Source organism: Saccharothrix lopnurensis, assembly GCF_042658445.1.
Lineage (GTDB): Bacteria > Actinomycetota > Actinomycetes > Mycobacteriales > Pseudonocardiaceae > Actinosynnema > Actinosynnema lopnurensis.
On the sequence record NZ_JBHSQO010000004.1, the window covers coordinates 80,390 to 93,744 of the forward strand.

Annotated in this window: 10 protein-coding genes; 7 read left to right on the plus strand and 3 right to left on the minus strand. The window is 70.7% G+C overall.

Annotated elements, in window-relative coordinates; translation table 11 throughout:
• Window positions 1–136 precede the first annotated feature (136 nt).
• Window positions 137–1,354 carry a hypothetical protein gene (locus ACFP3R_RS05615; RefSeq protein WP_380633499.1) on the minus strand — a complete coding sequence of 406 codons (1,218 nt, stop codon included), beginning with the start codon at window positions 1,352–1,354 and terminating at the stop codon, window positions 137–139.
• A complete protein-coding gene (locus tag ACFP3R_RS05620) occupies window positions 1,351–2,637 on the minus strand; it encodes a nucleotide sugar dehydrogenase (protein ID WP_380633501.1) in 1,287 nt (428 codons plus the stop codon). The genes ACFP3R_RS05615 and ACFP3R_RS05620 overlap by 4 nt, the downstream gene beginning before the upstream one ends.
• Before the next feature lie 354 nt (window positions 2,638–2,991).
• On the opposite strand from ACFP3R_RS05620, the gene ACFP3R_RS05625 reads away from it, so the two are divergent.
• The 7 genes from ACFP3R_RS05625 (at window position 2,992) to ACFP3R_RS05655 (ending at window position 11,855) form a co-directional block, all read left to right on the plus strand.
• Window positions 2,992–5,973 (plus strand): AfsR/SARP family transcriptional regulator, encoded by a 2,982-nt coding sequence (locus ACFP3R_RS05625; RefSeq protein WP_380633503.1) that lies wholly within the window; start codon window positions 2,992–2,994, stop codon window positions 5,971–5,973.
• A gap of 129 nt (window positions 5,974–6,102) precedes the next feature.
• Window positions 6,103–6,309, plus strand: coding sequence for a hypothetical protein (locus ACFP3R_RS05630; RefSeq protein ID WP_380633504.1), 207 nt, complete (start codon window positions 6,103–6,105; stop codon window positions 6,307–6,309).
• A 511-nt stretch (window positions 6,310–6,820) separates the two neighbouring features.
• The gene (locus ACFP3R_RS05635) at window positions 6,821–7,750 is read left to right on the plus strand and encodes an SMP-30/gluconolactonase/LRE family protein (RefSeq protein WP_380633506.1); all 930 of its coding nucleotides are present in this window, start codon (window positions 6,821–6,823) and stop codon (window positions 7,748–7,750) included.
• A gap of 215 nt (window positions 7,751–7,965) precedes the next feature.
• Window positions 7,966–10,428, plus strand: coding sequence for a sensor histidine kinase (locus tag ACFP3R_RS05640; protein ID WP_380633508.1), 2,463 nt, complete (start codon window positions 7,966–7,968; stop codon window positions 10,426–10,428).
• A 44-nt stretch (window positions 10,429–10,472) separates the two neighbouring features.
• A complete protein-coding gene (locus ACFP3R_RS05645; protein ID WP_380633510.1) occupies window positions 10,473–10,910 on the plus strand; it encodes a roadblock/LC7 domain-containing protein in 438 nt (145 codons plus the stop codon).
• Window positions 10,910–11,281, plus strand: a complete 372-nt coding sequence (locus ACFP3R_RS05650) for a DUF742 domain-containing protein (protein ID WP_380633512.1) — start codon at window positions 10,910–10,912, stop codon at window positions 11,279–11,281. The genes ACFP3R_RS05645 and ACFP3R_RS05650 overlap by 1 nt, the downstream gene beginning before the upstream one ends.
• Complete coding sequence (locus ACFP3R_RS05655) at window positions 11,262–11,855, plus strand: GTP-binding protein (RefSeq protein WP_380633514.1); 594 nt, start codon at window positions 11,262–11,264, stop codon at window positions 11,853–11,855. The genes ACFP3R_RS05650 and ACFP3R_RS05655 overlap by 20 nt, the downstream gene beginning before the upstream one ends.
• A 126-nt stretch (window positions 11,856–11,981) precedes the next feature.
• Here the strand turns inward: ACFP3R_RS05655 and ACFP3R_RS05660 are convergent, their stop codons facing one another.
• On the minus strand, window positions 11,982–13,349 hold the full coding sequence (locus ACFP3R_RS05660) for a tryptophanase (RefSeq protein ID WP_380633516.1): 1,368 nt from the start codon (window positions 13,347–13,349) through the stop codon (window positions 11,982–11,984).
• Between the last annotated feature and the right edge of the window lie 6 nt (window positions 13,350–13,355).

Sequence of the window (13,355 nt, forward strand, 5' to 3'; positions counted from 1 at the left end):
AGGTCGGCCAGCCCCAGGGCGTCCGGTCGGGCACGACCGAGCTCACCGATCACGACCTGGTCGGGACGGCGGCCCGGGGTGGCGACGACCAGCCGGTGCAGACCGGGACCCAGGCCGTCCACCACCAGCCACACCATCACGTCGGGTCCGGTCGCAACGGCACCGGGGCGGGCACCGCCTCGACGCGGGCCGGGCCGGTCGGCTCGGGCAGGTCCAGCAGCCGGTACATGGTCCGGCGCAGCTCGGCCGCCGCCGCGCCGGGACGCGACGACACCAGACCGGCCAGGTGGGACGCGCCGCTCCCCGGCACGGCCGCGGGCAGCTGCGGCAGCAGCGGCCGGGTGGGGTCGACCCGGGGGCAGCACCGGCGGACCGCGTCGGCCAGGCTGCCGCGGCGGACGTTGCCGTCCGGGAACGACGCCAGCGCCACCGGTGTCCCGATCGCGGCGGCGTACTGGGTCGTGGAACCGTGGTCGCCCAGCACGTGGTCGCTCGCGACGACGGTGGCCCGCCAGCCCTCCTCCGGCGGGATCACCAGCAGCCCCGCCTCGACGCACTCGTGCAGCCAGGCCCGCACCTGCCACCGCCCGTGCACGGCCCACGCGTTGGGGTGCAGCACCAGCGCCACCCGGTACCGCTCGGCGGGCAGCTCGTCCAGCAGCGCCCGGCACAGCGAGGGCCGGCTGCCGAAGGCCGAGTCCGGCGCCCAGGTCGAGCTCACCGTCACCAGCCGCCCGTCCTCGGGAACGCCCAGCGCCTCGCGGTAGCGGGACCGCAGGGGCGCGCTCGCCACCATGCGGTCCAGGCACGGGTCGCCCACGACGACCGCCGTGTGCAGCGCCTCCGGGCACGACGTCCGCAGCGCTGCCACCTCGTCCTCGTGGCTGAGCCCGATCGCGGCGGGCAGCACCCTGCCCCGCCGCGTGAGCGATTCCCGGCTCAGCCCGGTGTGCGGCAGGGCGCCGGGGCCCGCGTGCCTGCTGTACCTGCGCGACGCGAGGGTGCCCGCGCCGTGCGGCAGCAGCAGCAGCGGACCGCGCACCTGGTCGATGTCGTTGTAGCCGGCCGCCAGCACGAGGTCGAAGTCGAGCTGCGTGGCCTGGTCCCAGGGCACCACGAGTCCGCCCCGTGCGCGCACCTGGTCCTCGGTGCCGTGCCACCGCTGCCCGGTGTCGGTGACCGAGAACACCACCTGGACCCTCGGGTCGTCGCGCAGCAGGGGCACCACGTCCGAGAGCAGCCGCGTGCCCGCCGCCGGGTGCGGGACCACCACCAGCACGGTCCGGCACCCGGCCACCGTGACCCGCCGGTCGGCGTCGGGCCCGACCGGACCCCTGATCCACCGGGCGCTCACGCCGCCACCCCGACGTGCTCGACGACCCGGCGCGGCTCCCCGGTCGTGCAGTCGAACACCGGCAGGCCCCGGAGCGGCAGGTCGTCGTAGTGGCGGTGGGGCGTCATCAGCACCGCGAGGTCGAAGGCGCGGTGGTCGAAGGCGCGGTCGTCGAGGTCCGCCCGGCGCAGCCGGGTCCCGTCGGACAGCACCAGTTCCGGCACGTGGGGGTCGTGGTACTCGGCCGACGCCTCGCGGCGCAGCTCCTCCAGCACCGCCACGGCGGCCGACTGCCGCACGTTGGGCGTGTCGGCCTTGTAGGTCACCCCGAGCACCAGCACCCGGCAGTTCCGCAACGGCTTCGCCAGCACGCGCTCGGCCGTGTCGCGCAGCAGGTGGACCGTGCGCGCCGGCATCGCGTCGTTGATCGCCAGTGCCGCGTCGACCAGCGGGCTCAGCAGGCCGCGCCGCCGCGCCGCGGTGGACAGGAACCTCGCGGACACCGGCACGCAGTCACCGCCCGCCCCCGCGCTGGGCTGGTGCCCGAGGAAGCCGAACGGCTTGGTGCCCGCGGCCCGGAGCACCTCCGCCACGTCGACCCCGTACGCCCGGCACACCGAGGCGAACTCGTTGACCAGGGAGATGTTGACCAGCCGGAACGTGTTCTCGAACAGCTTGGCCAGTTCCGCGGCGCGGGTGCTCGTCACCTGCACCACGTCGTGAGCCATCGAGGAGAGGAACTGGGCCGCGCGGTGGGCGCACCGCGCGGTGTGCCCACCGACCACCCGCGGGATGGTGGTCAGCGGGTGCGCCCGGTTGCCGGGGTCGATCCGCATCGGCGCGCACGCCACGTGGAACGCGGAGCCGGCCCGCAGCCCGGAGACCTCCTCCAACACCGGCACCAGGGTGTGCGCGACCGTGCCGGGAGGGCACGTGCTCTGCACGAGCACCAGGTCTCCCCGGCGCAGCACGGCGGCCACCGCCCGCAGCGCCTGCGCCAGGGGCCGCAGGTCCACGCCGCCGCGCTGATCCGGGGGAGTGGGCAGGCACAGCACGTGGACGTCGCCCGCCGGCACGCCGGAGGCGACGTCGCGCACCACCAACCGCCCGCTCGCCAGCGCGTCGCCGAGCGCGGTCTCCGACACCGTGCCCAACCCGGAACCCGGCCGCGCGTCGAGCACCTCGGCGATCCGCCGCGCGCAGCTGTCCAGGCCGACGACCCGCATCCCGGCGGCGGCCGCCGCCACCGCGGTCGGCAGCCCGGTGAACCCGAGGCCGACCACCACCACATCCGGAGAAGCCATCGAAACCTCCACCGCGGCCCGCCGGGTCCGTCCCGCCGGGCGACTGGTGCCAGCGTGCCGGTGGCCGATGTCGAATCCGGTTCAGCGGACGGACGGATAGGCGAAACGCTAGCTCAGCGCGGTCGGCGTGATCATGTGGGGGAATGGAGTTGCACGTGCACCGGCATGTGCGTCCGGCGAACTTTCAGCAGCCTTTCAGCTCACATTCCGGTACGTCGCAGCCGGTTGGTCCAGTTGGACTACGGATTGTCACATCGAGGTATCGGAACGTGACGAACCGCTGGCTCGGGCAGGTGCGTACCGGCACACTCCGATGTGAATCATTGCTTCCAGCGAGGGGCGGCGCTGGTGAACTTGGATTTCAAGATCCTCGGACCGACATCTCTGCGCGCGGCTGGCGGGTTTACCCATGAATGGGGTGCGAGGAAGGAGCGAGCGGTCCTCGCAGTCCTGCTGCTGAACGTCGGTCGAGCCGTTCCGGTCCGCAATCTGGCGGAATGGGTATGGGAGGATGGTAAGGAGCCTCGCGACCCGGCTGCCACGCTGTCCACCTACACCACCCGAATACGCTCGGCGTTGAAACGGCTCGGCCTGCCCGGGCAACTCAAGACCGAAGACGGCGCGTACCGCTTCGTCGCGGATGCGATGAGCATCGACTTCCACTCCTTCCAGCGCAGCGTGCGCGACGCGCGGCGGATGGGCAGAGCGGGTGACGCCGAGGGCGCATGCGCCTTGATCGAATCCGCGCTGCTGTTGTGGAGCGAACGGCCGCTGGCCGATCTGGAGACCGATCGGGCCGAGAACTGGCGCCGGGTGGCAACCAGGGACGAGTGGCTCTCGGCGCACCACGCCCTGCTCTACGGCCTGCTCAACCTGGGTGAGCATGAAGAGGCCCTCCGCCTCGCGAAAGCGGTGCAGGTGGACCACGACACGGATGTGTTGCTGGCGAAACGCCGACTTCAGGCCCTGGTCGCCCTGCGGCAGAAGGAAGAGGCGGTCCAGTACTTCTACGACTACTACCAGCGGGCGAAGGCCGACGGCGCGCCGGAACGCGCCGAGGAACTCCGCGAGTTCCACAACGACCTGCTCAACGTGGCCAACGGCCGGAAGCCGGAGCTGCGGCCCGTGGGTCGGATCGTCGTCTCCCCCCGCCAACTGCCCTACGACGTCGACGGGTTCACCGGGCACGACGACCTGATCACCGACTTGGACGCCCTGATCACCACCCGACCGAAAGCCCGGTTGATCGCTCTGGACGGCTTGCCCGGCGTCGGCAAGACGGCGTTGGCGGTGCACTGGGCGCACCGGGTGCGCGACCGCTTCCCGGACGGCCAGTGGTACGCCAACCTCAACGGGTTCGGCGACGGCCCGTCGGTGACCGAGGAAGAGGTGGTCATCCGGCTGCTCGACGCGTTGCACGTGTCGGCGGACTGCCCGCCCTCCGCGGAGGCGCGCCGGAACAAGCTGCGCGACGTGCTTTCCACGCGGCAACTGCTCGTGCTGCTCGACAACGTCGCCGACGCCGGCCACGTGCGCGAACTGCTGCCGATCCTGTCCGGTTCCGTCGTGGTGGTGACCAGTCGGCTGCGCCTGAGCGACCTGGCGCTCGGCCATGGTGCCCGCTGCTTCACGGTCGCGCCCCTGAAACCGGAACTCGCGGTCGGTTGGTTGCGGGACCGGCTGGGCACCCGGACGTCCGCCGAACCCGACGCGGTGGACGAGATCGCGGCTTTGGCCGGTGGCATCCCGCTGGCCCTGGGGATCATCGGGGAGTACATCGCCGCCCAGCCTGGCAAACCGCTCGGGGACTTCGCCGTTCAGCTCCGCGCACGCGGTGCGGTCCTCGGCCTGAAGGCCGGCGGTTCGTCGGCCACCGTCCCGCTCAGCGCGGTGTTCGACTGCTCGTACCGGGCGTTGGGCGCCGACGTGCGCAGGCTCTTCCGCCTGTTGGGGTTGTACCCGGGGCTGGTGTTCCAGCGCGAAGCGGCCGCAGCGCTGGCGGGCCTGTCCGAGCGGGAGGTGTGCGACCAGTTGGAGCAGTTGGTGTGGGCCAGGTTGCTGGAAGCCCGTGAGGGCAACAGGTACGCGTTCCACGACCTGCTGAGGGAGTACGCCGGTGAACGCGCTGACGAGGACGAGAGCGAGGGCGAGCGGGAACTCGCAGCCGGTCGCCTTCTGGACTGGTACCTGCACACCTGCGACCGCGCCGACCGGCGGATCTTCGCCTCGCGGTTGCGGGTTCCGATGCTCGCGATGTCGGCCGACGTCGTCCCGTTGGAGTTTGCCGACGTGGAGTCCGCCGTGGACTGGTGCGGCCGCGAGCGGGCTGACTTGACGGCCGTGATCCAGTTCGCCGGTGCCCGCGGTTTCCAGGAGCACCTGTGGCGACTGCTCAACTGCGTCGGCGAGGTCATGATGCGACTGGGCTTCAAGGACGAGGTCCTGCAGGGCATGCGGGTGGCCGTCGAGGCCGCCAGGTCGGTCGACGACGGGTTCGCCGAAGCGGGGTCGCTGTGCAACCTGGGCCTGGCCCACGCGCGCTTCTACGAATACGACCAGGCGGAGCAGTGCTACCGCGCGGCACACCGGATGTTCGTCGAGATGGGCAGCGCGATCGGCATTGCGACGGTGCTGCGCAACATGGGGGAGCAGCGTACTGCCGTCGGTGAGATCGCCGGTGCCCTGAGGATCTTGGAAGAGTCGTTGACGGTCGCCGAGGAGCTGGGAAGTGCCGACGCGGAAGCCGGGATCCTGCACCGGATGGGGGAGGCGATGCGCTTGGGGGGGAGACTGGAGGACGCGAGCGCCAAATTCCACCACGCGTGGTCGTTGCGGGAACGCATAGGGGACATCGGCGGCATCGGCACCTCGATCGCCTCCCTCGCCGTGGTCCACCACGAGCAGGGCGATCACTTCGGCGCGCTCAACCTCGCGCACCGCGCCATGGTGATGCTGCACCAGGCCGGGGAGATCGCCCTGGAGGGGCAGGCGAGCACCACGCTGGCCGCTGTGCACCGCGACCTCGGAGACCTGGAGAAAGCGGAGTTCCACGCGCAGAGGGCGGTCGCGTTGACCAAGCAGGCTCGCGACTTCCTCCGCCAAGCGGGTGCGCAGGACGTCCTGGGACAGGTGCGGTGGGCACAGGGCAGGCACAGCGCCGCACGCGAGTGCTGGACATCGGCCTACGAATTGTACGCCGGCCTGAGGGATTCGCGGGCGAGTGGAATCCGGGCTCACCTGGACGAATGGGTAGAACCCGACGTGCCGCAGGGCAGGTCATCCGATATTGCACCGCAACGATCCCCCATCCGTGGCATTGGGACACCCGGGTCATGAGCGAGCATCGCCGAGTCTGCACGTCGGTGTACACGTGGTGATGATTGTGTCGCCCGGTCCAAGTGAATCGGTGCACGTGGCGTAGGGGCCGCTGCTCTGGTCGCAGGGGCGTCCTGAGATGATCTCCGCGTGACCAAACCGGAGAAGAAGGAGCGGGGAGCGGTACCCGTGGGGCGGCGTGCCAAGCGCGCGGTCGTCCCTGCCGCTCTCGTGCTCGTGTTCATGACGGCGGTGGCCGCGCCTGCATGCGCGACCACCGCCTTGGAAAAATCGACCAGTGCTCCGGCGACCGTCTCTCAACCCGGCCCGAGTTCCCTGTCGATGCTGTGGGGCTAGTTATTCGGTGAGTCCGCTGGTCGTAGACCAGTGAAGCTCTCCCCACATAGCACATCGTGCCCGGTTCGGAGCTAGACCGAACCGGGCACACTTATGTGCATTCGCAGCATGGCCTGGTGGACGCACTGTGTACAAGAGGCATGCCGCGTTAGTGCGGTCACACCTTCGGGTGATCTAGGGGGAAATTATCCCCAATGGTATGGAATTCGTGCTTCTACGTGCGACAAGGCATTGAGTGGAACACCGGAACAGGATCGTCCAACGCCGGTCAGTGGAGTTCTGGCAGGGCGGTCAACCGGTACACGGCCTGCTGCTGAGAGGTCCCGTACAACAGACTGGCGAGCAGGGGCGCCACGACCCCGGACCCGACGCGGACCAACAGGCCCGGTCGGACCGTTGATCCACTGGCCGTCACCCATCGGCTTCTCCTGTCGATTCGCTGTAGGCCCTTCTCACGACCCCCGCGGGCGCGGAACACTCCCGCGACGGACTCGAACCGCAAGGAGTGGTCATGTCTCGCACCCCCGGTGCGCTGGCCGCCGTGGTGCTGGGGGTCTCCCTGGTCATCACCGCACCCGCCACCGCAGCGCAAGCACATCCGTTCCCGACCGGATTCCCCCTGCCCGACGGCTTCCTGCCGGAGGGGATCGCGATCGGCTCGGCGCCCACCGCCTACTTCGGGTCGCGCGCCGACGGCGACCTGTTCCGCGTCGACCTGCGCACCGGGCGCGGGGAGGTGTTCAGCCAGGGTCCGGGCACGGCCTCGGTCGGGTTGAAGATCGATCGGCGCAAGAGGGTGTTCGTCGCCGGCGGGGCCGGGGGTGACGGCCGGGTCGTCGACGCGAGGACGGGAGAGGTCCTCAGGTCGTACCGGTTCGCGGAGGACGCGAACACGTTCGTCAACGACGTCGTGATCACCGGTGACGCCGCCTACTTCACCGACTCGCGCAAGGCGGTGCTCTACGCGCTGCCGTTCGGCCGGCGCGGCGACCTGCCGAAGTCGCACATCGCCATTCCGCTCGGCGGTGACTTCGTCCTGACGCCGGGCGTCAACAACGCCAACGGCATCGCCGAGACCCCCGACGGCAAGGCGCTGCTGGTCGTGCAGAGCAACACCGGCCAACTCCACCGGGTCGACAAGCGCTCGGGCGCGACCCGGGTCGTCGACCTGGGCGGCGAGGTGCTGACCAACGGTGACGGCCTGCTGGTCGAGGGCCGCACCCTCTACGTGGTGCAGAACCGGCTCAACGCGCTGGCCGTCTTCGACCTCGCCCGGAACGGGGCGGCGGGGGAGCTGGTGACCAAGATCACCGACCCGCGGTTCGACGTGCCGACCACGGTCGCCGCCTTCGGCAACCGGCTGTACCTGCCGAACGCCCGTTTCACCACCCCTCCCACGCCCACGACGACGTACGACGCGGTTTCCGTTCCCGAGGCGTGAAAGACAGGGGGTTGATGACAAGGAGTTCACATCGGCCCCCTGTTCGGGGTGTCACTCGACTGGGTAACCTCTTCGTCGCGTGGTGCGAGTGATCGCTGTCTCTTCGTAATAATGATCTTTCGGTGTTACCGTTCCGTGGCCGGATCGGGTGAACGAAGAGACAGCGCTCCTAGTGCTGCGCCTGACCTGGTACCTGGACGAGGCTGCGGAGTGCTGTGAAGCAGAAGAGCACCACGGAGACGAACTACAAGACGATCCGCTCGCGACTCACCGGTGTCGTCGTCGTCCCCAGCATCGTCCTGCTCATCATGTGGGCCCTGTTCTCCTCCTACACCGTCTTCGACGGCTTCTACCTGCGCGCGGTGGCGCAGGGCGTGCGGGACGCCTCGATCCCGGCCGTCCAGACGTTCGCCGCGATCCAGAAGGAGCGCGAGCTGAGCATGACGGCGCTGGCCCTGCCGGACGCCGGCACCAGCGACCTGGAGGCCCAGCAGCAGGACACCGACCGCGCGGTCGACGACATGCGCGCCGCGTTCACCGAGCTGGCCTCGCAGGCCCCGCCGGAGATCGTGGAGCGCATCGACGCGCTGAACGTGCTGGTGGACCAGCTGCCGCAGCGCCGCAGCGCCCTCGCGGCGGGCCGCGCGTCCAAGACCGAGATCTACACGTACTACAACAGCCTGCTCGACGCCGGTGACGCGCTGTTCAGCGTGCAGGCGCGCGTGGTGCCCGACGCCGAGTCGATGAAGGGCGCCATCACCGCCTCCGAGTACTTCAAGGCGTCCGACTGGATGTCCCGGGCCACCTCGCTGGCCTCGGGCGCGCTGGCCGCCGGGCGGTTCACGCCCGAGGAGCACGTGGAGTTCGCCAGCCTGGTCGGCGCCTACCACGCCTCGTTCAACTCGAACGAGGCCCACGCCCGGCCCGAGGTGCGCGAGCACTACCGGTTCATGGTCGAGGGCGAGGAGTGGAAGCGGCTGGTCGCGTTCGAGGGCAGGCTGGTCCAGAACGGCGACCGGCCCCTGGAGGCGGGCTCGCTCCAGGAGTGGCAGAACGTCAGCGGCCCGATGTCGGCCGAGCTGACCGCGCTGGTCAGCGAGCAGGCCGCCAGCGCCGTCGGGGTCACCATGTCGCGCGGCGAGAGCAAGTTCCGCACCGTGATCGTCGGCAGCCTGATCGCGCTGCTCGCGGTCATCATCGGCATCCTGATCGCCATCCGCACGTCGAACCGCCTGGTCAACAAGGCCCTGATCACGCGCCTGGCCTCGCTGAAGAAGGACTCGCTGGCCCTGGCCCACGAGCGCCTGCCCGACATCGTCGACCGGCTGCGCGAGGGCAAGCACGTGGACGTCGAGGTCGAGGTGCCGCCGCTGGACTACGGCAGCGACGAGATCGGCCAGGTGGCCGACGCGTTCAACGCCGCCCAGTACACCGCCGTGGCCGCGGCCGTGAAGGAGAGCCAGGCCCGCGAGGGCGTGAACCGGGTCTTCCTCGACATCGCGCACCGCAACCAGGGCCTGGTGCACCGCCAGCTGAAGATCCTGGACAAGCTGGAGCGCGAGGAGGAGAACCCCGAGCAGCTCGACGCCCTGTTCCAGCTCGACCACCTGGCCACCCGCGCCCGCCGCAACGCCGAGAACCTGATCATCCTGGCGGGCGAGCAGCCGGGCAGGCAGTGGCGCAAGCCGGTGCGGCTGCTCGACGTGCTGCGCGCGGGGGTGGCCGAGACCGAGCAGTACGTCCGGGTCAAGGTCAACCCGGTGCCGGACACCGCGCTGGTGGGCGCGGCCGTCGCGGACACCATCCACCTGGTCGCCGAGCTGGTGGACAACGCCACCGCGTTCTCCTCGCCGCGCTCGCAGGTGCAGGTCCACGCCAGCGAGGTGCCGCAGGGCATCGTGGTGGAGATCGAGGACCACGGCCTGGGCATCAACCCGGAGGACCGCGACCAGCACAACGCGATGCTGGCCGACCCGCCGGAGTTCGACGCGATGCGCCTGCGCGGCGAGTCCCGCCTCGGCCTGTTCGTGGTCGCCCGGCTGGCCGCCCGCCGCGGCATCCACGTCGAGCTGCGCGAGTCGCCCTACGGCGGCACGCTGGCGCTCGTGCTCATCCCCTCCGCGATCGTCGCGGGACCCACCACGGTGACCGAGCCCGCCGAGACGAGGCAGCTGCCCCGTCGACCCTTCCACGACATCCCCCAGCAGGGCGACGACCCAGTGCGAGACGCCGGCTTTCCCGACACCTCCCGAGACCTCGAAGGCTTCTGGGCCCAGGCCGAGGCCGCTGCCAACGCCGGCGCCCCGGTCAACAACCACACCCCCAACGCGACGACCACCGCGGATCCCCTTCCCGAGGTCGAGCGGATGAGCGGCGGGCTGGACCTGTCGCAGCGCAGTGGCGAACTGGAACTGCCGCAGCGCAAACGGGTCGAGGAGTGGCCCGGCACCGAACCGGACCCGTCCGCTGGCGGCACCGGCGGCGTGGGCCGGCCCGAACTGCCACGCCGGCGCAGGCAGCAGAACCTCGCGCCGCAGCTGGTGCGCAACGATTTCCACCCTTCGCCCGAACCGCTCGCCGAGGTCGACCCCGAGAAGTCCGATCGGGTCCGCAAGGGCCTGTCGGCTTTCCAGCGGGGCACTCGCGATGCCCGTCGCAGTGAGGACCTCGAACCCTGACCAGCAGCAGTGGCCGGACGACTGGAAACCGGAAAGGCAACCCGATGAACGACATGGCCAGCCAGCACAACGAACTGAACTGGTTGTTGGAGGACCTGGTCACACGCGTGGTCGGGGCCCGGCACGCCGTGGTCCTCTCGGCGGACGGGCTGCTGCTGGGCCGCTCGGGCGGTTTGTCGAAGGACGACTCGGACCACCTGTCCGCCATGGCCTCGGCGTTCCAGAGCCTCGCCCGCGGCACCGGGCGGCACTTCGGCGGCGGCGCGGTGCGGCAGACCATCGTCGAGATGGAGCACGCCTACCTCTTCGTCACGGCGGCGGGCCACGGCGCGTGCCTGGCCGTGCTCGGCGAGGAGGACTCCGACATGGGCATGATCGCCTACGAGATGAACATGCTGGTCAAGCGGGTGGGCACCTACCTGTCGTCCGCACCGCGCGGCACCACCGCGGCGAGCCTGCCCGTTGCCCGCAGGTCGTCATGATGAACGGCCGCGAGGACTGGTGGTACGACGAGGCGGCCGGCCCGCTGGTCCGGCCCTACGCGATGGTGCGCGGCCGCACCCGACCGCTGCGCCCGGAACTGCACCTGGTCACCCAGGTGCGCGCGATGCCCTCGCCGTCCGACCCGGACTCGCTGTCGGTCGAGCACCTCGAAATCATGGAGCTGTGCCGGCGACCGCTGTCCGTGGCGGAGGTCGCCGCCTACCTCGACGTGCCCCTGGTGGTCGTCAAGGTGCTGTTGAGCGACCTCATCCAACGCGGTGACGTCGTCGTCCGAGACCCCTCCCGAGCTCCGGTGGTACCGGACCGGAACCTGTTGCAGGCAGTGCTGGATGGTGTCCGTGGAATCTGAGCGGCCGGGCGGGGAACTGCTGGTCCCCACCCCAGTCAAGATCGTCATCGCCGGAGGTTTCGGCACCGGCAAGACGACGCTGGTCAACTCGGTCAGCGAAATCCCGCCGCTGCACACCGAGGAGTTGCTCACCGAGGCCGGTGTCGGCGTCGACGACGTGGTGGGCCTGGAGAACAAGGAGACCACCACGGTCGCCCTGGACTTCGGGCGCATCACGATCAACCCCGAGGTGGTGCTGTACCTGTTCGGCACCCCGGGCCAGAACCGCTTCTGGTTCATGTGGGACGAGCTGGCCTACGGTGCGATCGGCGCGGTGATCCTGGTGGACACGCGCCGGTTGGACAGCAGCTTCCCGTCGATCGACTTCTTCGAGCGGCGGGGCATCCCGTTCATCATCGCGGTGAACTGCTTCGAGGGCGCGCACCAGTACGGGGCCGAGGAGGTCCGGCGGGCGCTGGACGTCGACGAGGCCATCCCGCTGGTGCTGTGCGACGCGCGCGACCGCGAGTCGTCGAAGAACGTGCTGGTCAGCCTGATCCAGCACACGATGGACCGGCTCGACGCGATGGCCTAGAGGACCGCCGGGCGCTGCGGACCGCACCGCGGCGCCCCCGGTGGGACCCGCGGGATCTCGTGGGCTCCCGCGCCGCGAGGACGGCGGGGCCCGCGACCCCCTTCCCGGGGACCGCGGGCCCGACGCTCAGACCACCGGCTCCACGCGGCAGTTGAAGTGCCGCAACAGCTTCGGCACGTGGGTCAACCGGTAGCCGGGCACGCGCTCGGGGTTCTTCGCGATCCCGGCCAGCGTCTCGCCGACGTACTCCAGGTGGCTCTGCGTGTAGACCCGCCGCGGGATGGCCAGGCGCACCAGCTCGAACGGGGCGGCCTTGAGCAGCTCGCCCGCGTCGTCCAGCTCGCCCAGGTACAGCGACCCCAGCTCGGCGCACCGGATGCCGCCCGCCAGGTACAGCTCGGTGGCCAGCGCGAAGCCGGGGAACCGGCCCGGCGGCAGGTGGGGCAGCAGCCGCCCGGCGTTGAGGTACACCGCGTGCACCCCGGTCGGCCGGACGCTGTCCACCCCGGCCGCGGCGGCGAGCTCGGCGACGTACGCCGTGGCGGCGGCGCGCGCCCGCAGGTACTCGGGCTCGGTGACCTCCAGCAGGCCCTGGGCCAGCATCTCCAGGTCGCGGCCCGACAGCCCGCCGTAGGTGCGGAAGCCCTCGGTCGCGATCAGCAGCAGCTCGCACCGCTGGGCCAGTTCGGGATCGCGCACCGCGAGCAACCCGCCCATGTGGACGATGCCGTCCTTCTTCAGGCTCGCCACGCACCCGTCGGCCAGGCTGAACGCCTCCCGGGCGACCTCGCGCGGCGTGCGGTCGGCGTACCCCGGCTCCCGCTGGGTGACCAGCCACGCGTTCTCGGCGAAGCGCGCGGCGTCGAGGAAGAACGGCACGCCGTGCTTCCGGGCGAGTTCGCCCGCCGCCCTGATGTTGGCCATCGACACCGGCTGCCCGCCGCCGCCGTTGTTGGTGACGGTGATCAGCACGACCGCGACGTCCCGCGGACCCGACAGCACCGCCTCCAGCGCCTCCAGGTCGATGTCGCCCTTGAACGGCGCGTCGCTGTCGAGGTCCCCGGCGGCCCGGCACGGCAGGTCGACCGCCACGCCGCCGAGGATCTCGACGTTCGCCCGCGTGGTGTCGAAGTGGGTGTTGCTGACGCTGAGCTGACCGGGCTTGAGCAGGGCGGTGAACAGGATCCGCTCGGCGGCGCGCCCCTGGTGGACCGGGAAGGCGTGCGGGTACCCGGTCAGTTCCGCGACCACGTCGCGGAACCGGTAGTAGGAGCGCGCACCCGCGTAGGTCTCGTCGCCGCGCAGCCCGGCCGCCTGCTGCTCGGCGGACAGGGCGTTGGTGCCCGAGTCGCTGAGCAGGTCGATCGTCACGTCGGTGGCGGCGAGGTTGAACGGGTTGTACCCGGCGGCGGCCAGCGCCCGCTCCCGGTGCTCGCGCGTGGTGATCGGGATGGGCTCCACGACCTTGATGCGGTACGGCTCCATGATGGGCATGACGGG